The organism is Sphingopyxis sp. 2PD (assembly GCF_005503695.1).
Lineage (GTDB): Bacteria > Pseudomonadota > Alphaproteobacteria > Sphingomonadales > Sphingomonadaceae > Sphingopyxis.
In genome coordinates this window covers 140236-160002 of record NZ_SCMU01000005.1, presented here as the reverse complement: position 1 = coordinate 160002, position 19767 = coordinate 140236, and the positions used below count along the sequence as shown (strand labels likewise).

Below are 19767 nucleotides of genomic sequence, written 5' to 3'. Positions count from 1 at the left end.
GCCTTGGGCTGAGCCTTGGCGGCCGCGGGCGGGGTCTGTTTGGGCTGCGCCTTCGGCCGCGCGACCTGTTTCGGGGTCGGCGCAGGCGTCGGGCGGACGATCGGTTCGGGCAGCGGCGGCGCGGGCATCGGTTCGGGCGCGGCGATGTCGGTCATATCCTCTTCGCCCAGTCGCGCCGCGGGCGGGGTTTCGCTGATCACCGGGGCGGTCGATTGCACCGCGGTTTCGGCGATCAGATCGACCTCCATCGGTGGATTGTCGAACCGGCGCTCGCCCGCAGTCCACTGGACGGAAAGAAGGCCGATGATCACGACATGCGCCGCCACCGCGATGGCAAAGCCGCGTCCTTCCTTTCCCCCCAATGCCCGTGCTGCGGCCATGATGCGACCCTATTGCCCCGTTTCTGAACCGTCGGTGACCGCGGCCTCGGCGGTCGGTGCGCTGTCGGCAGCGCCTTCGGCACCGGTAGTCACCAGCGAAATGCGCGTCAGCCCCGCGCGGTTGAGTTCGCCCATGACGCGCATCACGCGGCCATAATCGAGCCCCTTGTCGGCGCGCAGCATGATCTGGCGCGGCTTGTCCTCGCCCTGACGTTCGCGCGCGATGGCGTCGAGACGGGCGGGAAGTTCGGCCTCGGGCACAACCTCTTCGCCGATGTAGAGCGTGTCGTCGGCGTTGATCGACAGCTGGACCGGTTCCTGCTCCTCGGTCTCGATCGGCTTGGCGCGGCTTTCGGGCAGGTCGATCGGCACGGCAGAGGCGAGCAAGGGCGCGGTGATCATGAAGATGATCAACAGCACCAGCATGACGTCGACCAGCGGGGTGACGTTGATGTCCGCGATCGGCGCGCGGCGCCCGCCGCGGCCGCGCCGTCCGCCGATACCGCCGCTCGAGGGACCGGTCATGCCCATCAGGCGTCCACCTCCAGCTCACGGCTGAACGTCGCGTGCAGCCCGTCGGCGAAGCGGCCGAGGCGCGATTCGAGGCGGTTCAGGCGCTGCGAGAAACTGTTGTACGCTATCACCGCGGGGATCGCAGCGAACAGGCCGATCGCGGTCGCGAACAACGCTTCGGCGATACCCGGCGCGACGACGGCCAGGCTGCTGTTGTTGCTCGCGGCAATCGCGGTGAAGCTGCGCATGATGCCCCATACGGTGCCGAACAGACCCACGAACGGCGCCACCGAGCCGATCGTCGCCAGCGTCCCGATCTTGTCCGCCAGCCGGTCGACCTCGCCCGCAATCGCCGAGTTCATCGCGATGCCCAGCCGTTCGCGCGTGCCGTCGCGGTCGATGACCTTGCCTTTGGTCGAGCGGCGCCATTCGCTGATCCCGGCGCCCAGCACCTTGGCGCTCGGCAGATCCTCGCTGCTGTTCTTGTCATAGAATTTGTCGATATTGTCGGCGCGCCAGAAATCGCGCTCGAAATTTTCGGATGCCCGCATCAGCTTGCCGACGCCGCGCCCTTGGGTGAAGATCACCGCCCAGACATAGATCGACGCGAGCAGCAGCCCGATCATCACCGCCTTCACGATAATATCGGCCTGCAGGAACAGCGCGACCGGGGACAGGGTCGCCGCGTCGGCGGCCAGCGAGATATTGTCTAGCAAGGGATTTTCTCTCCATTCATGATGGCGGTAAAGCGGTCGGCCCATCCCGCGGGCTGGCGGCGCGGCCGACCGTCGGGTGACAGAAAGGCGGCGGTGACTTGCCCGTCCGTCAATGTCTCGCCGCTTAACGTGTCAGTTCCGCGAAGGATGCGCTGGGCAATGATCACGCTCGCGCCGCGCACGGCTTCGACGGTGCTGACCACCAGCAGGTCGTCGTCGAGCTTGGCGGGGCGGCGATATTGGATGGCGAGGTCGGTGACCGCCCAGCTGCCGTCGCCCGCCTCCATCGCCGCGCGCTGGTCGATCCCGGCGATGCGCAGCATGTCCGACCGCGCGCGTTCCATATAGCGCAGGTAATTGGCGTGATAGACGATACCGCTGAGGTCGGTATCCTCAAAATAGACGCGCGCCCGGTAATGATGCGCCGCCCCGACGAAGGCGCCGGGGATGAAGGGGGGCGGGGCGTTTACCATGGGGTTGATCGATAGCCGCCCTTCGACTCGTCGCAAACCCCAAACCAACGGTTCGTCGCAGATGGGGGCCATTTGGTGGGAGGAAGCGGCGGTTTTTCGCCTATTTCCCGTTGTCGAACAAACCGTCCTGCGACCCTGCGGGCGGATTCAGCCCCAGATGCTTCCACGCGCTGGCGTTCAGCATCCGCCCGCGCGCGGTGCGCGCGATCAGGCCGACTTGCAGCAGATAGGGTTCGATCACATCCTCGATCGTGTCGCGCGGTTCGGACAGCCCCGCGGCCATCGTCTCGACCCCGACCGGCCCGCCGCGATAGATGTCGGCGATCATCGTCAGGTAGCGGCGGTCCATCGCGTCGAGCCCGAGCGCGTCAACCTCGAGCCGGTTGAGCGCGGCGTCGGCGGCCTTCGCATCGACGATCGCATGCCCCGCAACCGTCGCGAAATCGCGCACCCGGCGCAGCAGCCGCCCGGCGATGCGCGGCGTCCCGCGCGAGCGCTTGGCAATCTCCAGCGCGCCATCGGGGGCGATCGGCAGCGCGAGCAGCCGCGCGGCGCGCGTGATGACCTGCTCCAGCTCGCCATGCGTGTAGAAATTGAGCCGCACCGGAATGCCGAAGCGGTCGCGCAGCGGCGTCGTGAGCAACCCCTGCCGCGTCGTCGCGCCGACAAGAGTGAATTTGGGCAAATCGATCCGCACGCTGCGCGCCGACGGTCCTTCGCCGATCATGATGTCGAGCGCGCGATCCTCCATCGCCGGATAAAGGATTTCCTCGACCGCAGGCGACAGCCGGTGGATTTCGTCGATGAACAGCACGTCGCCGTCTTCGAGATTGGTAAGCAAGGCCGCAAGGTCGCCCGCCTTGGCGATCACCGGGCCGCTGGTCGAACGGAAACCGACGCCGAGTTCGCGCGCGACGATCTGCGCCAGCGTCGTCTTGCCGAGACCGGGCGGGCCGTAGAAGAGCACATGGTCAAGCGCATCGGAGCGCGATTTGGCGGCCTCGATAAAGATCCGCAGATTCTCGCGCGCCGCCGCCTGCCCGACGAATTCGGCGAGCGTTTTCGGGCGCAGCGCGGCGTCGGCGTCCTCGGGGGTGCGGATGGGGGTGGTGAGGTCGGTCAAATCAGCATTCCATTTGCGCCGCCAGGTCGGTCAGGCTGTCGGCGCTATACGCCCAATCCTGCGCCGCGTCGGCATCGGGCGCGCGGGCGCCGCCATATTCCATGGGCCGGTCGATATAGGCGGTCATCAGCCCGCAACCGCGCGCGGCGGCTAGGTCGCTGTGGTGCGAAGCGACAAGGCAAAGCTCGTGCGGCGCGAGCCCCAGCGCGTCGGCGGTCGCAAGATAGGCGGCGGGTTGCGGCTTGTACGCGCGGGCATATTCGGCGCCGAGGATGGCGTCCCACACGATCCCGGCGCGGCGCGCCATGTCGATCATCAGCGACACATTGCCGTTCGACAGCGTGACGACGGGAAAGGCGGTGCGCAGCCGCGCGATCCCCGCGACGCTATCGGGCCAGGGATCGAGCCGGTGCCAGGCGTTGGTCCAGTCGGCGAGCAGCGCAGGATCGAGCGTCGCGGCGTCGATACCCTGCGCGTGCAGCACCGCTTCGAGCATTTCGCGGTGCAGGATGTCGAGTTTCACGAAGCCGCGCTGGCCGCCGCTGACCGCCGCCATCGCGGGCAGGTAACGGCGGCGCCACTGGTCGGCGAAATCATGCGGGTCGATGTCGGTACGGTCGATCCGGGCAAGGAAGATCGCGGACTCGCGCGCGATACTGCTGCGCCAGTCGACGACGGTGCCGAAGACGTCGAAGGCGAAGGCTTTGGGGCGGCGGGCGGCGGTGGGCTCAGTCATGATGCTCTATTGCCTCGCCGCTGATCGAAACCCAAGGCTCCATGCGGTCCTCGTACACCGAATAATTGGGGACGAAGCCGTGGCCGGGCGCAAAATTGCCGAGCGGGATGGCGAAAGCATCATGATAGGGCCGCGCGCGGTACCAGACGCCCGACCCGCAGGTGCCGCAAAAGAAGAAATCGGCGGTGTGACCGCTCTCGCCAGTATATTGCCACATCCTTGCGTTCGCCTCGCCCTCGATGCGGACCTGCTCGGCGGCGAAGCGCACCTGCGCGGCAAAGGCACTGCCACTGCGCGCCTTGCACTCGCGGCAATGGCACACCGACACACGGATCGGCTCGCCGGAGCAGGCGATGCGGATTTCGCCGCAGCGGCAGGAGGCGTGGTGGGTGAGAGAGGCGGTTTCGGTCACGGTTGCGCGGTGTTCCTGAATTTCGTCATGCTGAACTTGTTTCAGCATCCATGGCCCGGCCGACTGGTCCAGCGCCGATGTCGAAGGCGAGGTCGCGCCATTCGGGGTTGGCTGCCTCAATGAGGTTGATCTTCCATGCGCGATGCCAGTTCTTGAGCTGTTTTTCCCGCGCGATGGCCAGCGCCATGGTGCCGAAAAACTCGAAATGGACGAGCCGATATATGCGATGGCGCCCGGCAAAGCCCTTAGTTGCGCCATTCCGATGCTGCCACATCCGCTGTAGGAGGTTGGAGGTAACGCCGATATAGAGCGTGCCGCCCCGATGGCTGACGAGGATGTAGGTGCAAGGGTGAAACGCATCGCGCATGGGTGCGAACTTAGGGCCATGGATGCTGAAACAAGTTCAGCATGACGAGGAAGGGAGATTTCTGCCTTCTCATTTTGCGACCTTCTTAAGCGCCACCCGGACCAAGGCATCGAGACTAGCTTCCGCTCCCAATTCTTCATTCGCTGCCGCAACCGCGGCGCTTGCTTCGCCGGGTTTGAAACCGAGGCCGGTGAGCGCGGTGACGGCGTCGGCGAGGGGGCCGGGGGTGGTTGGCACATAAGTCGTGCCGCTGCCAGCAATGCCGCCGAGCGCGCCCGCTTTGTCCTTCAGTTCATGCGTGATCCGCTGCGCCAGCTTCGGCCCGACGCCGTTGGCGCGCGCGATCATCGCGCTGTCGCCGCTCGCCAGCGCGCGTTGCAGGTCGGCGATCTCCAGCGCCGAGAGGATCGCGAGCGCGACCTTCGCGCCGACGCCCTGAACGCTGGTGAGCATACGGAACCAGTCGCGTTCCTCAGCCTTGGCAAAGCCGAGCAGGCGCAGGAAATCCTCGCCGACCAGCATTTCGGTGTGGATGGTTACGTCGCCGCCGGTGGGGCCGAGCGCGTCGAGGGTGCGCGCCGATGCCTCGACCAGATAGCCGACGCCGCCGACGTCGATCACCGCATGGCCTGCGCCGCTGGAGTCCAGTCGTCCGGTGAGTTTCGCGATCATTCACCCTGCGTAGCGCGGGGGGAATGAAAAGGGAACAGTTTCCCTGCTTCGTCATGCCGGACTTGATCCGGCATCCATTCCAGCCGCGCCGCCTGGACCCCGGATCAAGTCCGGGGTGACGAGGGTTTAGTAGCGCGGCCGATGGTTCGCATGACAGATCGCGACCGCCAGCGCATCCGCAGCGTCCGGCCCGGTGACCTTTGCGCCCGGCAGCAGGATGCGCAGCATCGCCTGCACCTGTTCCTTTGCCGCACCGCCGGTGCCGACGATCGCTTTCTTGACGAGGCGCGGGGCATATTCGGCGACGGCCAGCCCACCGCGCGCGCAGCCGAGCAGGGCGACGCCGCGTGCGTGCGCGAGTTTCAGCGTCGATTGCGGATTGTCGTTGACGAACACTTCCTCGACCGCGGCGTGGGTCGGGGCGTGGTCGGCGATGACTGCCGCCAGCACCGTGTCGAGATGCGCGAGGCGGTCGGGCAGCGGCGCCTTGGCGTCGGTCTTGATCTGGCCGTTCGCGATGTGGCTGATCCGGCTGCCCTCGGCGCGGATGATGCCCCAGCCGGTGCAGCTGAGTGAAGGATCGAGGCCAAGGATGATCATCGTTCCTCCCCGGAACGGGGAGGGGGACCACCCGAAGGGTGGTGGAGGGGGCTCGCGACCTCAAGCGAGGCTAAAGGTCGCACCCCCCCTCCGTCAGCGCTTTGCGCTGCCACCTCCCCACGAGTGGGGAGGGTTGGGTTCAACCCAATTTCTCCATCACCGCATCGGGAATCTCGTAATTGCCCCACACGGTCTGCACATCGTCGTCGTCGTCTAGCGTGTCGATCAGCTTGAACAGCGTCTGCGCGATGGCTTCGTCGGCGACTTCGCTCTTCAGCGTCGGGCGCCATGCGAGCTTCACGCCTTCGGCTTCACCCAGCTTCGCTTCGAGCGCCTTCGCGACTTCGTGCAGGCTGTCGACGCTGGTCCAGATGTCGTGGCCGTCCTCGGACGACTCGACATCGTCGGCGCCCGCGTCGAGCGCGGCTTCGAACACCGTGTCGGCGTCGCCCGCGCTCGCGGCATAGTTGATCAGGCCGAGCCGGTCGAAGCCGTGCGACACGCTGCCCGAGGTGCCGAGGTTGCCGCCATTCTTGCTGAACGCGGTGCGGACGTTGGTCGCGGTGCGGTTGCGGTTGTCGGTCAGCGCTTCGACGATCAGCGACACGCCGCCGGGGCCGTAGCCCTCGTAGCGGATTTCCTCGTAATTATCGCCGTCATTGCCCGCGGCCTTGTCGATCGCGCGCTGGATATTGTCCTTCGGCATTGACTGCGCCTTGGCGGCGTTGACCGCCGCCCGAAGACGCGCATTCGCGTCGGGATCGGGCAGGCCCATCTTCGCCGCCACGGTGATTTCGCGGCTGAGCTTCGAAAACAGGCTGCTGCGCTTTTTGTCCTGCGCACCCTTGCGGTGCATGATGTTCTTGAATTTACTATGGCCGGCCAAGCCACCCTCCATCGGTGAATTTGAAAGCTGGCGCCGCCCTACAGCGGCGGCCGACAAGAGACAACCGCGTCAGATGACGACTGCGGTCCCCGAGGCGCTGACCATCAGCATCGACCCGTTCTGGCCCAGCACTTCATAATCAAGGTCGACGCCGACGACGGCATTGGCGCCCAGGCGCGCGGCTTCGGCTTCCATTTCGGCGATCGCTTCCTTGCGGGCGCGGGAGAGGACGTCCTCATATTTGCCCGACCGACCACCAACGATGTCGGTGATGCTGGCGAACAGGTCGCGGAACAGGTTGGCGCCGACGATCACTTCGCCGGTGACGATGCCCAGATATTCGCGGGCCGGACGGCCTTCGATCGTATTTGTGGTGGTGCTGAACATCGTCACTCTCCTAGGCTGATAAAAAGGGTGCTCAGTCGATGCCGAGCGCCGATTTGTAAACGTCGAGGATCGCTTCCATTTCCTTGCGGTCGTTCGGCGGCAGTTTGCGCAGGCGAACGATCTGGCGCATGATCTTGGGATCATAACCCTGCGATTTCGCTTCGTTATAGGTGTCGCGAATGTCGTCGGCGACGCCTTTTTTTTCTTCTTCCATCCGCTCGATGCGCTCGATGAAAAGGCGCAGTTGTTCGTCGGATACGGTGGCTTCGCTCATTTTGGGCTCCGGTGATTGGGATGATGCGGCGCGAGAATCGCGGCTGCTGCGTCCCTAATCGTCCCGCTGCGTTTTCGCCATGCTTTCTTGGACTCAATCGCTTATTCGGGCGGAAACGGCTGGCGCTTGCCGCCATCCTTGTGGACCACGCCGCGCCGCATCACGAAATCGACCTTTTCCAGCGCGGTGACATCGGCCAGCGGGTCGCCGGTGACGGCGATGATGTCGGCCTCGCGTCCCGGCAGGATCGCCCCGATCGGCCGGTCGAGTTCGGTGGCATTGTCGATGGTCGCGGCCTTGATCGCCTGCGCGGGCGTCATCCCCGCCTTGACCATCAACGCGAACTCCTTGGCATTGTCGCCGTGCGGCGCGACGCCCGAATCGGTGCCGAACAGGATGCGGACATTGCCGCGGATCGCGCGCGCCATGCTGTTTGCGTGCGCTGCCGCCGCTTCCTCGGCCTTGGCGAGCTGCGGCGCCGGGGCATCGCCGCGGCGCGTCTGTGCCAGCGCGGCGATCGGCGCAACCGCAGTCGGCACCAGCGCCGCATTCGACGCCTTGAACAGCTTGACCGTCTCATCGTCGATGAAGCTGCCATGTTCGATCGAATCGACCCCGGCGCGCAGCGCGGCGTCGATGCCTTCCTTGCCATGCGCATGGGCGGTCACCTTGCGGCCAAAGCTATGCGCGGTGTCGACGACCGACTTCATTTCGGCGTCGGACATCTGTTTGCCCAGCCCGCCCGCAACATTGGAGCGTACGCCGCCGGTTGCGGCGAATTTGATCACCTCGGCGCCGAGGGAAATCTGCGCGCGGACGGCGCTGGCGCAGCCGTCGGGGCCGTCGCAGATATTGGTCCGCTCGGCCGCGACCGCGTGCGTCAGGGTGCGGTTGAGGCCGTTGACCCCGCCATGACCGCCCGTCACCGAAATCATCGTTCCGGCGGGGACCACGGTCGGCCCGACGATGACGCCATTGTTGATCGCATCGCGCAGCGTCGTCGTCGTGCGGCCATCGCCGCCCAGATCGCGTACCGTCGTAAAGCCCGCCTCGAGCGTCTTGCGCGCATTGCCCTGCGCGATCACGAATATATCCTCGACGTCGCGGCCCGAGCTTTCGAGGCGGCTGCGCAGCAGATTGTCGTCGCTGGAAATATGGACGTGCATGTCGATCAGGCCGGGGAGGACAAAGGCGTTCTTCAGGTCGACGACGCGCGCATCGGCCTCGGGCGTCGCAAAGCCGTCGTGTACTTCGGCGATCTTCCCGTCGCGGACGACGATCGTCGATGGCCCGCGCGGCTCGCGCCCCGGCTGGTCGAGCAGGCGCCCGGCGTGGATATAGGTCGTGGCGGACGGCTGAGCGGCCAGCGGCGTGCTCGCGATCAGCCCTGCCGCGATTGTCGCTGCGGCCCATGTCATGCGCATCCCGATTATCTCCCTGTTGGCTCTCCGCCTTGTCGTCCGATCATGTCGCGAAAGCCGGGGCGTCGCAAGCTCAGTCGCGCGGGTTTCTTGCCATGCTCGACTCCATCCGCGCCAGCTGTTCGGGGGTAGCGGCGGTGTGGTGCAGCGCTTTCCATTCGGCGGTCGGCATGCCGTGGACGATCGCGCGGCCGCTTTCCTTGTCCATGCCGCCCTCGTCGGCGATCCAGTCGCCGAGGCAATTGCGGCAGAAACCCGCGAGCCCCATCAGGTCGATGTTCGCGGCGTCATGGCGGTGCTGGAGCAGGCGGACGAGGCGGCGGAAGGCGGCCGCCGCCACCGCATCGTCCAGCGTATCGAGCGCATCGTTCGGGGCGGCCTGGTCGTCGCTGCAGGACATGGCGGATTTCCTTCTGCTGGGGGCATGAATAGCTATACGCGGCTTGCCTTGCCGGGGGCAGTGAGACTAGGCAAGAGGTGTCTATCTGTTCGGACAAAACCGTAGCCCTGAGCCTGTCGAAGGGCGCTTATCGTGGATAGGCGCCCTTCGACAGGCTCAGGGCTCCGGCGATGATCGAAACCATATCGGAGCATTTGTGGTCCAGAGTTTTACCCCCCGCCAGCGCAAGGTGCGCATCCTGGCGACGCTTGGTCCTGCGAGCGCGAATCCCGAGATGATCGCGGCGCTGCACCGTGCCGGCGCCGACGCCTTTCGCGTCAATATGAGCCATGGCGACCATGCGGGGCACGCCAAGGTGATCGCCGCGATCCGCGCGCTGGAGAAGGAAACCGGGCGCCCGACGACGATCCTGGTTGACTTGCAGGGGCCAAAGCTGCGCGTCGGGACGTTCAAGGACGGCCCCGCCGAGCTGATGAAGGGCGCGGCGTTCGCGCTCGATGCCGACAAGGCGGCAGGTGATGCGACGCGCGTCCACCTGCCGCACCCTGAATTGTTCGCGGCGCTCGAACCGGGGACGCGGCTGCTGATCGACGACGGCAAGCTGGTGCTGCGCGTCCAGGCCGTCTCGCCGACGCGGATTGACACGGTCGTCGAGGTCGGCGGCAAGATTTCGGACCGCAAGGGGGTCAATGTCCCGGACGTGGTGGTGCCGCTCGCGGCGCTCACCGAGAAGGACCGCAAAGATCTGACCTTTGCGCTGGAGCAGCATGTCGACTGGGTCGCGCTGTCGTTCGTCCAGCGGCCCGAGGATGTCGCCGAAGCGCGGCGCTTGATCGGCGGCAAGGCAGCACTGCTGGTGAAATTCGAAAAGCCGTCGGGGGTGCAGCGGATCGAGGAAATCCTCGAGCTCGCCGACGCGGCGATGGTCGCGCGCGGTGACCTCGGCGTCGAGCTTCCTCCTGAGGCGGTGCCGCCGTTGCAAAAGCGCATCGTCGCCACCGCGCGGCGGATGGGCAAGCCGGTGGTCGTCGCGACGCAGATGCTCGAATCGATGATCGTCTCGCCGTCGCCGACGCGCGCGGAAGTGAGCGACGTCGCGACCGCGGTGTACGACGGGGCGGACGCGATCATGCTGTCGGCCGAGACCGCAGCTGGCGCGTGGCCGGTGGAAGCGGTGACCATGATGGATTCGATTGCGCGCTCGGTCGAAAGCGATCCTGATTATTTCCGGCGCCTGCACTTTACCGAAACGACACCCGACGCGACCACGGCCGACGCGCTGGCCGAGGCGGCGGGTGATATCACGCGCACGATCGACGCCGATGCGATCATCTGCTTCACCTTTTCGGGCTCGACCGCGCGCCGCGTCGCGCGCGAGCGGGCGGGGGCGCCATTGCTGGTGCTGACGCCGAAAAAGGAAGCCGCGCGGCGCATGGGCCTGTTGTGGGGCGCCCACGCCGTATCGACCAAGGACATCGGCAGCTTTGAAGAAATGATCGCCAAGGGCAAGCGCATGGCGCTGCGCCACGGCATCGGCACGGCGGGGTCGAAACTGGTGATGATGGCGGGGGTGCCGTTCGGCACGCCGGGTTCGACCAACGTGCTGCACGTCGCGACGCTGACCGGCGACGAACTGCGCGGGTATAGCTGAATAGAGAATCCTCCCTGTGGCGAAGCCATGGGGAGGGGGACCGTCCGCCAAGCGGATGGTGGAGGGGCCGCGCCGTCAGCGCCATGGCCCCTCCGTCAGCGGCTTCGCCGCTGCCACCTCCCCATGGCTTCGCCACAGGGAGGATCGTTGAGACCATAGTCGATTCAAATCGGCACAATCCTTACCGCCCGATTCAGATAATTTTCGAGGTGATTCAGAACGGCACGACTAAAAATGGTAAACGGACTTTGCACCATTGACGCCGCGCGGCATAGTTGGTGGGTGGTGAGCGTCGGACCCGCGTTGGGGGGATTCCGCATCGCATATCTGGAGGTTTAAGCCGCGTGTCCGCACCGTTCCGTTTTCCGCGCTTTTTCGTCACCAGCCCGGCACCTTGCCCCTATCTGGCGGGCAAGACCGAACGCAAGGTGTTCACCGAACTCAGCGGCAATACGGCCAACGAATTGAACGACGCGCTGGGCCGCATCGGATTCCGGCGCAGCCAGTCGGTGGCCTATCGTCCCAGCTGCGCCGATTGCGCGGCCTGCGTGTCGGTGCGCGTTTGCGCCGCCGAGTTCACCCCCAGCACGTCGCAAAAGCGGACGATCCGCCGCAACGGCGATCTGGTCGCAACCGCGTGCAAGCCGTGGGCGACCGAGGAACAATATGCGTTGCTGCGCTCTTATCTCGGCTCGCGCCACCCCAATGGCGGCATGGCCGACATGGACGAGCAGGATTTCGCCGACATGGTCGAACAGACCCCCGTCGACAGCTATATGATCGAGTATCGCGAGCCGACCACCGACGGCAGCAAGGGCCGCCTGGTCGGCTGTTGCCTGACCGACCGGCAGGGCGACGGATTGTCCATGATCTACAGCTTCTTTGACGCCGCGCACCCGCTGCGTGAAGGGCTGGGCACCTATATCATCGCCGACCATGTCCAGCGCGCGGCGCGGGCGGGCCTGCCCTATGTCTATCTCGGTTACTGGATCGAGGGGTCGGCGCGCATGGCGTACAAGGCGCGTTTCCGCCCGATCGAGCGGCTTGGCCCCGATGGCTGGTCGCGCTTCGAACCCGCCGCTCCGAGCGGCATTGCGGCGATGTTCGAACTCGCCTGACTTGGCGCCGCCCATCGCGGTGTACTGGTTGTGATTTTGGTCACAGTGGCCGCGTGACGCGCGCCATACCCTGGTCTTATGCGTTGCAACCGCACGACACACGCTATTGGCGTTTCACGCTATTTTGCCATGCCCCCCCCGATATCGACCCGGGTCATGCGGAGCGATGACCGGCGCGCCCGAAGCCTCTAGACTCATGGCTGGAGAGGTCTCGCTTGCACCCCCGCGATGGAAGATAAGCAAATGATTGTTAATGGTTTTAATCGCGTGTCGGCGGCATTATTCGCCGTTCTACTACTATCGTGGACCGTGCCCCAGGCGGCGCAGGCGCAATATCCGTGGGGTAACGGCCCGGGCCCGGGCGAGGTCGTGGTCGGCCAGACGGGCGGGGGGGCGGGGCATGCGCCGATCCTGCTGTGCCAATATGTTGGCGGTGGTGAGAGTGGCGATAATCCGAACGAGTCGCCTTTTCGCGCACCGACAAAGCATTATGAACCCCAGAAAGCGGGCTTCATGGCGGCTGCCTATCATATCGACACCTCATCGGTGTGGATGTCGGCGGGACACAAGACGATGGAAGCAGCGAAACAGCGCGCGCTTGCTGGCTGCAAAGCGGGGACCGGTGCTGAATGTTATGTCGCCGACACGCTGTCGGAATTTGGGCTTATCTATGTCGCAGAAGACGCCATGGGCCTGTTGTGGATCAAGGCGATGACGACATTAGACGATACGACACAAAAAAATGCCACAGCGTCCCGGACTGTCGTCGACTGGAATCCGTCGATCGAACTATGCTCGCGCAACGCATTCGGGTGCAAATTCCTGGGTTATACCCAGACAGGCCGGATGCCGCTCAATGACAATCCCGATGCGCAATATGTCTCCGATTCCTTTCCCAACGGTCCGTTGACATGGAATCGTTGGGCCTTGGTCGCCAGACCGGAAAAAACGCCGATTGCGGCGTGGCAGAACAAGAGCTGGCTGAGCAGCGGCCAACAGAAATCCGCAGCTGCGCGAGCGGAATTGCTGGCGCGGTGTCAGGCCGACGCGGGGGTCCCCTGCGCAATCATTGCTTTTGCCGCGAACGGCGTGCTGGTTCAATTTGTCGATGCGCAGGGAAAGGTCGGCTGGACCAGCGCCGTACCCAATGCGGCCAAGCCCAAACGAAAGACAAAGAAGTCGCTGGTGTCCGACGACACGTCGGTCGCGGCCAGGATCGCGCGGGCCTGTCCCTCGGCCGCAGCGCCGTGCCGCGTTGTCGCCACATACGACGCCGGTACTTCGCGACTGGATGTCGTCGCGGACGTTCCGTGATGATCGTCCGACTCGCCTTGTCCTTGTTTGTCAGTTTTTGCGTTTCGGAGAATTGTCATGTTTCGCGCCGATTTGATCAAACCCTTGGTGCGGGGCGGCGCTGCGGCGTTCGCTTTGTCGGTCAGCGCACCGGCCGCCGCCTGCTCTGATCTTCCCAACATCTGCGCCGCCAATGCCGAGCATCACCGGCAGATGATGGATATTGCGGCGACACCGCAGCAGGGCGGACCAGACGACGGCGGCCCGCGCTATGCAGAGCCGCCGGCGGACCCGATGCGCGATCGGATGAGCGTCGCCACGGGCATGATCGCGCTGATGCAGCAGAATGTCGACAACATGGCACGGCGAGCCGAAATGATGAAAGACCCGCGTTACGCCCGGTACGAAAATGGCGGTTGGGACTTTTTTCAGGATCATGCCAAACCGGCGCCGGGCGAATATTGTGCCGCCTTTTACTGGAAAAAGGACGGGTTGGTCCGTGTTTCCGGGCCGGGGGGCGACTATAATGGGGCGCTGCTCACCTTCTGGAGCGACGACATCCCGCAGCCGGTCGGAGTCGAAAAGATCAAGGTGACGCTGGTCCAGTCGGACGGCAGCCCGCCGCAGACGGTCGAAGCATATAATTACGGTTTGCCCGGGGAAGCCTATGGCGCAATCGCGCTGGCGGTGCCGTCGGTCGAAGCGCTGCTCGACAATATGCTCGACACCCACGGCTTCGACTTGCAGATCAAGGGTAAGTCGGTCGCAAAGGTTGACTGGACGGGCGGACATGCGGCGCGCGATCGGCTGAAACAATGCGTCGCGCGGCGCGCGCGTGGTTGATTTGCCCCCGGCCATCGCCGCCCGCCGCCGCCGGACAGCCGCGAACGGTTGACCTTTCCCCGCTTTCAAGGGCATAGCTTTGCGTCCAGGACATAAGTCCGGGTCGCATCCGTTATGTATTCGCCGGGGGGCTGGCGAGAGGGGGGTAGGATGCCCGTGCGCGCGTTCGTCAGCATCACGGCCAGCGACAGGGACACCGGCCTTGGCCGCGCGGTGACGGGCGCATGAGTGAACCCGTGAAGGTCGCGATCATCGGGTCGGGTCCGGCGGGGCTGAGCGCCGCATCGCGCGCGGCGCAGCTGGGGCTCAGCCACATATTGCTCGAAAAGACCGACCATCTGTCGGACACGATCTTCAAATATCAGAAGGGCAAGCGGGTGCTGGCGACGCCCGAACGGCTCGACCTGCGCTCCGACTGCCGCTTTGCCGAGGGCGCGCGCGAATATATCCTTGGCAATTGGGATGAGGATGCCGCGAACAACAAGGTGAATGTCGCCTATCACGCCGAGGTCGCCGAAGTGACCGGCGCCAAGGGCGCGTTCGCGATCAAGACCACCAAAGGCGATGTCTATACCGCCGAAAATATCGTGCTGGCGATCGGCACGCAGGGAAACCCGAACCGGATGCGCTGCGAAGGCGCCGACCTGCCGCACATCATCTATCAGGTCGACGATCCCGAGGATTTCAAGGACAAGCATATCACCGTCGTCGGATCGGGCGACGCGGGGATCGAAAATGCGCTGGGGGTGGCCGAAGAGGCGCTGGAAAACACCGTCACGATCCTGAACCGGTCGAAGGATTTTGCGCGCGCCAAGGCGAAGAATGTCGCCGACATGATGGAGGCGGGCGAGAATGGCTTCATGTCGATCCGCACCGAGACGCAGCCGAAGAAGGTCGAGCCGGGCTGGTTGACGCTGGAAACCCCGAATGGCGAGGAAAAGATCGAATGCGACGTGATCGTCGCGCGGCTGGGGTCGGTCGCGCCGCGCGGCTTTGTCGAATCGATGGGGATCGAATTCACCGGCCCCGACCGCGAAGCCTTTCCCAAACTGTCGCCGACGTTCGAGACGACCGTGCCGGGCCTTTACGTCATCGGCGCGCTCGCGGGTTATCCGCTGATCAAGCATTGCATGAACCAGGGTTATGACGTTGTCGAGTTCATCAATGGTAACAGCGCGCTGACCCCGGCGGACGAAAAGGATCTGGCGGCGATCTTTGCCGATCTGCCCCAGAAAAAGTCGGTCAGCGAATGGCTGGAATATCTGCGCACCCGCATCCGCATCTTTGCCGATGTGTCGCCGCTGCAGATGCGCGAATTCATGCTCGATTCGAAGGTCGCCTTTTATCGCAAGGGCGACGTCGTGTTCGAAAAGGGCGAGCCGGGCTCGTCGCTGTTCGCGATCGCCGACGGCCATGCGGTCGTCGAGGTCGGTCCCGACATCACTGTACCGATCGAGCAGGGGTCGATCTTTGGCGAGGTCGGGCTGATTTCGGGCCGCAAGCGCGGCGCGACGATCCGCGCCGGCGAGGACAGCATCTTCGTCGAAGTCTCGCGCACCGCGGCGCTGAAACTGATGGCGGCGGTGCCGGGCGCCAAGCGCGTGATCAATCGCATCTCGCTCGAGCGACAATTGCTCCAGATCTTCAAGGGCGGACTGACGGTCGACGATCTGGCGGAGGTCGTCGATGCCGCCGAGGTCGAGCGCGTTCCCGCAGGTAAGGTCGTGCTGACCGAGGGCGAACAGGGCGATGATGTCTATGTCATCCGCTCGGGGTCGATGGTGGTCGAAAAGGACATCGGCGGCAAACCGATCTTCCTGCGCTATCTGCCCGCGGGCAGCTTTTTCGGCGAAATGGGGGTGCTGAGCGGGCAACCCAGAAATGCCACGGTCAAGGCCGCGGTCGGCGCTGAGCTCATCAAGCTGACCGGCGAGAGTTTCCGCAAGATGCTCGCCGCGCGGCCGCAGGTGCGCGCCGCGACCGAGGCGGCGGTCGCCGAGCGCGCGGCGATGAACGACTTCATCGAATCGCGCAAAGCCAGCTATTCGAGCGCGGTCGATCTTTATTCGGACACCGCGACCTTCATCATGAAGGAGGGGCTGGGCGAGGCGACCGACGCGCTGTTGATCGACGAAAATCTGTGCGTGGGCTGCGACAATTGCGAAAAGGCTTGCGCCGACAGCCATGAAGGCTTGTCGCGGCTCGACCGCGAGGCGGGCAAGACCTTTGCGCATCTGCATGTGCCGACGAGCTGCCGCCACTGCGAGCATCCGCACTGCATGGCCGACTGTCCGCCGAACGTCATCCATCGCGGCCCCGACGGTGAAGTCTTCATGGAGCCCGGGTGCATCGGCTGCGGCAATTGTATGCGCAACTGCCCCTATGGCGTGATCCGGATGGAAGCGGCGCCACCGCAAAAACCCAGCTTGCTGCGCTGGCTGCTCACCGGTTTCGGCCCTGGCCCGGGCGAGCCGTCGCCAAAATGGACCAAGAAACAGTTGGGCGACGAAAAGCCCAAGAAAATCGCGGTCAAATGCGACATGTGCAAGGGAATCGCGGGTGGCCCGGCGTGCGTGCGCGCGTGTCCGACGGGTGCTGCGATCCGCGTCTCGCCCGAAGAATTCCTGTCGATCGCGCGGCTCGACGAGGCGACCGACTGATGGCCTCGCTTTTTCAGCGGCGTCGCAACAGGGCGACCCAGACCGAGCGGGTGCGCGAGCGCAAGCATGAGGGGTTCCTACGTTATGCGGGATTTCGCTGGGCGAAGATTTCGGGCGGGCTGTGCCTGCTGATCATCATCTCCTACGCGCTGGTCGATGTGACGCCGCGGCACAATGGCGGCAGTTGGTACGGTTACACGCTCGGCACGATCGGCGCCGGGCTGATCCTGTGGCTGACCGCGCTCGGCTATCGCAAGCGCAAGATGACGAGTGATTACTGGTCGCTGAAAGCGTGGACGTCGGCGCATGTCTATCTGGGGCTCAGCCTGATCGTCATCGGCACCTGGCACACCGGGTTCCAGCTCGGCTGGAACGTCCATACGCTCGCTTGGGCGCTGATGATGCTGGTCATCCTGTCGGGGCTGTACGGGGTGATCGTCTATGCGACCTTGCCCGCGGCGCTGTCGAACAATCGCGACGAAATGACGCAGATGCAGATGCTGGAGGCGATCCGCGCCTTTGATCGCCAGCTGCACAGCGCCGCGCAGCCGCTGACCCCCGCCGACACCGCGCCGGTGCTCGCGGCGCTCGATGAAGATCCGTTCGCGGGTGGTATCGGCGCGCGCCTGTCGGGCCGCTATCCGAACTGCGCGACCGCAGCGGCGCTGCGCACGCTGGCGGCGTCGCAGAGCAGCGATGCGGCGGCGCGCGACAAGGTCGTCGGGCTGCTGAAGCAGAAGGTCGCGGCGCTGGCGCGGCTGCGCGCACACCTGCGGCTGCGCGCGCTGCTCGAAATCTGGCTCTATGTGCATGTGCCGCTGACCTTCGCGCTGATCGCGGCGCTGTCGGCGCATATCATCAGCGTCTTTTTCTATTGGTGAGGCGGGGATCATGAGCTTCATCCTGCGCCGCGTTTCGACGACCAAGACGGGCAAGCAGATCGTCCGCGATCAACCGCTGCCGGGCGACACGATCACGCTGGGCCGCGACAGTTCGAACATCATCCACGTCGCCGACCTGGCGGTGAATCCGCAGCATGCGACAATCAGCAGCACCGACGGACGGACAGTGCGGGTGACCGCGCAGGAGGGGCTGGGGTTCGACCTCAACGGCCGCAGCGAAACCGTCGCCGACATCGACAGCGCGGCGGGTGGCGAGCTGCGTTTCGGCGGCCACCGGCTGACGATCGCGCGCGAGGATGACAAGATCATCCTGCTGGTCGAACGCATCGACGAGCTGTCGCAATCGTCGAAGGATGTCGACGAGGCCAAGGCCTTCTCGCTGCAAGGCGTGATGCTCGGCAAGCGCGTCGGCGCGTGGGCGTTCGCCGTGCTGATGCTGGCGGCGTTCCTGATCGGACCGATCTGGGCCTGGTACAGCTACAAGAGCGTCGACGAGCGCCCCGACGGTTTTCACGCCGACAGCAGCTGGTCGTCGGGACCATTGTCGAGCGCGCACGCGAGCCTGAAGGATGATTGCCAGTCGTGCCACGTCGAACCGTTCGTGGCGGTCACCGACACCGCGTGCGTCAGCTGCCACACCGGCGAGCACAAGGCGATGAGCACGGCGCATGCGGGCGCGCCGACTGCGATGCTGCTCGCGGCGCGCGCACCCGATGGCGGGTTCGACAAATTGCTGGCCAATGTCGGCGAAGTGTTCAACCGGCCGCAGGGCCGCTGCGTCGATTGCCATACCGAACATGAGGGCGCCGGGCCGATGGCGGCGACGCCGCAGAAATTCTGCGTCGACTGCCACGACGGGATGCAGGGGCGGCTGAAGGCGGCGGGGCATCCGACGCTGCTGGCCGATGCTGCCGACTTCGGCACCGGCCACCCCGAATTCCGTCCGCTCGTCCGCGCTGCGCCGGGGGCGAAGCTGGCGCGCGCCGCGCCGGGCAAGGGGACGGTCGATTACAACGGCCTCAAATTCCCGCATGATGTTCACTTGCAGGCCACCGGCGGCGTCGCGCGCATGGCGGCGAGTTTCCGCGGACGCCATGATTTCGGGCAAAAGCTGGAGTGCGAAAATTGCCACCGCGTCGAGGCCGACGGGGTGCGCGTCAAGCCGGTCGAGATGGAACGCGACTGCGCGATGTGCCACAGTCTGGCGTTCGAGACGGTGGGCGGGGTGACGCGCACGCTGCGCCACGGCGAGCCCGATCAGGTCATTGCAGACCTCACCGCCTATTACCGCTCGACCCCGCCTGCTCGCCCGCTGCAGCTCGGCGGGATGCAGCGGCGCCGCCCCGGCGCTTATGCCGAGGGGCAGGTCTACAATATCTATTTCAACGAGGTGGCGGTGCGGCCGAGCCGCGCGCAGGATGCGGTGCGCGCGGTGTTTTCAAAGGGCGGCGCCTGTTATGATTGTCACACGATCTTTGCGCCCGCCGCAGGAAATAACTGGCGCGTCGCGGCGGTAAACCAGACCGCGCGCTATCTGCAAAAGGGCTGGTTCGACCATGACGCGCACCGCGAGACCGATTGCGCCGATTGCCACACGGCGGCACCGGGGTCGAAGACGTCCACCGACCTGCTCGTCCCGGGCCTCCGCCAATGCCGCGACTGCCATGTGGGCGAAAGCGGCGCGCGGCTGGTGAAGGTCGAAACCGCGACCGAATCGCCCTGCGCGATGTGCCACGAATATCACTCCGACGGCGGCCAGCCGTGGGCGCCGAAGCGTCAGCGGAAGGTAAATAGCGCGGCAATCACAAATAAACCCCTGCGTGCTACCTATGGTGTGAGCTTGATCACAGGCGCCGAGGGGCGGGGACTTTACAAAGTGACATGGCGCACACCTGCTTTGCACGCGGCAAGTCGGGGCGGATAGGTTCAGGACCGGGGCC

At 65.2% G+C, this 19767-nt stretch carries 21 protein-coding genes and 1 pseudogene; 7 read left to right on the top strand and 15 right to left on the bottom strand.

Annotated features, from left to right (window positions below; all coding sequences use genetic code 11):
• From FFS18_RS07005 to FFS18_RS06935, 15 genes and pseudogenes are all read right to left on the bottom strand, one after another.
• A pseudogene (locus tag FFS18_RS07005) lies at positions 1-380 on the bottom strand (hypothetical protein); the annotation flags it as partial.
• Between the two features lie 9 nt (positions 381-389).
• On the bottom strand, positions 390-911 hold the full coding sequence (gene tolR / locus FFS18_RS07000; protein ID WP_137870325.1) for a protein TolR: 522 nt from the start codon (positions 909-911) through the stop codon (positions 390-392).
• Positions 911-1609 (bottom strand): protein TolQ, encoded by a 699-nt coding sequence (gene tolQ / locus FFS18_RS06995; RefSeq protein ID WP_120215540.1) that lies wholly within the window; start codon positions 1607-1609, stop codon positions 911-913. Before tolQ ends, tolR begins: the two co-directional genes overlap by 1 nt.
• Complete coding sequence (locus FFS18_RS06990) at positions 1603-2082, bottom strand: YbgC/FadM family acyl-CoA thioesterase (protein WP_137870324.1); 480 nt, start codon at positions 2080-2082, stop codon at positions 1603-1605. Before FFS18_RS06990 ends, tolQ begins: the two co-directional genes overlap by 7 nt.
• A 100-nt stretch (positions 2083-2182) precedes the next feature.
• Entirely contained in the window at positions 2183-3205 is a 1023-nt protein-coding gene (gene ruvB, locus FFS18_RS06985; RefSeq protein ID WP_137870323.1) for a Holliday junction branch migration DNA helicase RuvB, read from the bottom strand.
• A gap of 1 nt (position 3206) precedes the next feature.
• Positions 3207-3941 carry a haloacid dehalogenase type II gene (locus FFS18_RS06980; RefSeq protein WP_137870322.1) on the bottom strand — a complete coding sequence of 245 codons (735 nt, stop codon included), beginning with the start codon at positions 3939-3941 and terminating at the stop codon, positions 3207-3209.
• Complete coding sequence (locus FFS18_RS06975) at positions 3934-4401, bottom strand: GFA family protein (protein ID WP_137870321.1); 468 nt, start codon at positions 4399-4401, stop codon at positions 3934-3936. The genes FFS18_RS06980 and FFS18_RS06975 overlap by 8 nt, the downstream gene beginning before the upstream one ends.
• Positions 4379-4720, bottom strand: coding sequence for a GIY-YIG nuclease family protein (locus FFS18_RS06970; protein ID WP_137870320.1), 342 nt, complete (start codon positions 4718-4720; stop codon positions 4379-4381). The genes FFS18_RS06975 and FFS18_RS06970 overlap by 23 nt, the downstream gene beginning before the upstream one ends.
• A 69-nt stretch (positions 4721-4789) precedes the next feature.
• Complete coding sequence (gene ruvA, locus FFS18_RS06965) at positions 4790-5392, bottom strand: Holliday junction branch migration protein RuvA (RefSeq protein WP_137870319.1); 603 nt, start codon at positions 5390-5392, stop codon at positions 4790-4792.
• A gap of 126 nt (positions 5393-5518) precedes the next feature.
• A complete protein-coding gene (ruvC, locus tag FFS18_RS06960) occupies positions 5519-5992 on the bottom strand; it encodes a crossover junction endodeoxyribonuclease RuvC (RefSeq protein WP_137870318.1) in 474 nt (157 codons plus the stop codon).
• Between the two features lie 139 nt (positions 5993-6131).
• Entirely contained in the window at positions 6132-6878 is a 747-nt protein-coding gene (locus FFS18_RS06955) for a YebC/PmpR family DNA-binding transcriptional regulator (protein ID WP_137870317.1), read from the bottom strand.
• Between the two features lie 69 nt (positions 6879-6947).
• Entirely contained in the window at positions 6948-7265 is a 318-nt protein-coding gene (locus FFS18_RS06950; RefSeq protein WP_137870316.1) for a heavy metal-binding domain-containing protein, read from the bottom strand.
• 31 nt (positions 7266-7296) lie between these two features.
• A complete protein-coding gene (locus tag FFS18_RS06945) occupies positions 7297-7539 on the bottom strand; it encodes a DUF2312 domain-containing protein (protein ID WP_120215546.1) in 243 nt (80 codons plus the stop codon).
• 101 nt (positions 7540-7640) lie between these two features.
• Positions 7641-8963, bottom strand: coding sequence for a metal-dependent hydrolase family protein (locus FFS18_RS06940; protein WP_137870315.1), 1323 nt, complete (start codon positions 8961-8963; stop codon positions 7641-7643).
• Between the two features lie 70 nt (positions 8964-9033).
• The gene (locus FFS18_RS06935) at positions 9034-9360 is read right to left on the bottom strand and encodes a DUF1244 domain-containing protein (RefSeq protein ID WP_137870314.1); all 327 of its coding nucleotides are present in this window, start codon (positions 9358-9360) and stop codon (positions 9034-9036) included.
• Between the two features lie 196 nt (positions 9361-9556).
• Here FFS18_RS06935 and pyk point away from each other — a divergent pair, with 196 nt between their 5' ends.
• The 7 genes from pyk to FFS18_RS06900 all read left to right on the top strand — a co-directional run bounded on the left by pyk (position 9557) and on the right by FFS18_RS06900 (position 19751).
• Positions 9557-11011: a pyruvate kinase gene (pyk, locus tag FFS18_RS06930; protein WP_137870313.1), complete on the top strand. Its 1455-nt coding sequence runs from the start codon at positions 9557-9559 to the stop codon at positions 11009-11011.
• Positions 11012-11355: 344 nt separating this feature from the next.
• A complete protein-coding gene (locus FFS18_RS06925; protein ID WP_137870312.1) occupies positions 11356-12129 on the top strand; it encodes an arginyltransferase in 774 nt (257 codons plus the stop codon).
• A 228-nt stretch (positions 12130-12357) separates the two neighbouring features.
• On the top strand, positions 12358-13443 hold the full coding sequence (locus FFS18_RS06920) for a DUF4189 domain-containing protein (RefSeq protein ID WP_137870311.1): 1086 nt from the start codon (positions 12358-12360) through the stop codon (positions 13441-13443).
• A 72-nt stretch (positions 13444-13515) separates the two neighbouring features.
• Positions 13516-14265, top strand: coding sequence for a hypothetical protein (locus FFS18_RS06915; protein ID WP_212743029.1), 750 nt, complete (start codon positions 13516-13518; stop codon positions 14263-14265).
• A gap of 224 nt (positions 14266-14489) precedes the next feature.
• Positions 14490-16925 (top strand): NAD(P)-binding domain-containing protein, encoded by a 2436-nt coding sequence (locus FFS18_RS06910; RefSeq protein ID WP_137870309.1) that lies wholly within the window; start codon positions 14490-14492, stop codon positions 16923-16925.
• Positions 16925-17806: a hypothetical protein gene (locus tag FFS18_RS06905; RefSeq protein ID WP_232014816.1), complete on the top strand. Its 882-nt coding sequence runs from the start codon at positions 16925-16927 to the stop codon at positions 17804-17806. The genes FFS18_RS06910 and FFS18_RS06905 overlap by 1 nt, the downstream gene beginning before the upstream one ends.
• A 10-nt stretch (positions 17807-17816) precedes the next feature.
• The gene (locus tag FFS18_RS06900; RefSeq protein WP_137870308.1) at positions 17817-19751 is read left to right on the top strand and encodes a cytochrome c3 family protein; all 1935 of its coding nucleotides are present in this window, start codon (positions 17817-17819) and stop codon (positions 19749-19751) included.
• The last annotated feature ends 16 nt before the right edge of the window (positions 19752-19767 follow it).

Bases quoted from the DNA above. Each gene is read 5' to 3' on its own strand.
- FFS18_RS06910 (WP_137870309.1), top strand. From the start codon at position 14,490: ATGAGTGAACCCGTGAAGGTCGCGATCATCGGGTCGGGTCCGGCGGGG.
- FFS18_RS06950 (WP_137870316.1), bottom strand. From the start codon at position 7,265: ATGTTCAGCACCACCACAAATACGATCGAAGGCCGTCCGGCCCGCGAA.
- FFS18_RS06975 (WP_137870321.1), bottom strand. From the start codon at position 4,401: ATGCTGAAACAAGTTCAGCATGACGAAATTCAGGAACACCGCGCAACC.
- FFS18_RS06920 (WP_137870311.1), top strand. From the start codon at position 12,358: ATGGAAGATAAGCAAATGATTGTTAATGGTTTTAATCGCGTGTCGGCG.
- FFS18_RS06940 (WP_137870315.1), bottom strand. From the start codon at position 8,963: ATGCGCATGACATGGGCCGCAGCGACAATCGCGGCAGGGCTGATCGCG.
- tolR (WP_137870325.1), bottom strand. From the start codon at position 911: ATGGGCATGACCGGTCCCTCGAGCGGCGGTATCGGCGGACGGCGCGGC.
- FFS18_RS06980 (WP_137870322.1), bottom strand. From the start codon at position 3,941: ATGACTGAGCCCACCGCCGCCCGCCGCCCCAAAGCCTTCGCCTTCGAC.
- ruvC (WP_137870318.1), bottom strand. From the start codon at position 5,992: ATGATCATCCTTGGCCTCGATCCTTCACTCAGCTGCACCGGCTGGGGC.
- ruvA (WP_137870319.1), bottom strand. From the start codon at position 5,392: ATGATCGCGAAACTCACCGGACGACTGGACTCCAGCGGCGCAGGCCAT.
- FFS18_RS06905 (WP_232014816.1), top strand. From the start codon at position 16,925: ATGGCCTCGCTTTTTCAGCGGCGTCGCAACAGGGCGACCCAGACCGAG.
- FFS18_RS06935 (WP_137870314.1), bottom strand. From the start codon at position 9,360: ATGTCCTGCAGCGACGACCAGGCCGCCCCGAACGATGCGCTCGATACG.
- FFS18_RS06990 (WP_137870324.1), bottom strand. From the start codon at position 2,082: ATGGTAAACGCCCCGCCCCCCTTCATCCCCGGCGCCTTCGTCGGGGCG.
- FFS18_RS06900 (WP_137870308.1), top strand. From the start codon at position 17,817: ATGAGCTTCATCCTGCGCCGCGTTTCGACGACCAAGACGGGCAAGCAG.
- FFS18_RS06970 (WP_137870320.1), bottom strand. From the start codon at position 4,720: ATGCGCGATGCGTTTCACCCTTGCACCTACATCCTCGTCAGCCATCGG.
- FFS18_RS06945 (WP_120215546.1), bottom strand. From the start codon at position 7,539: ATGAGCGAAGCCACCGTATCCGACGAACAACTGCGCCTTTTCATCGAG.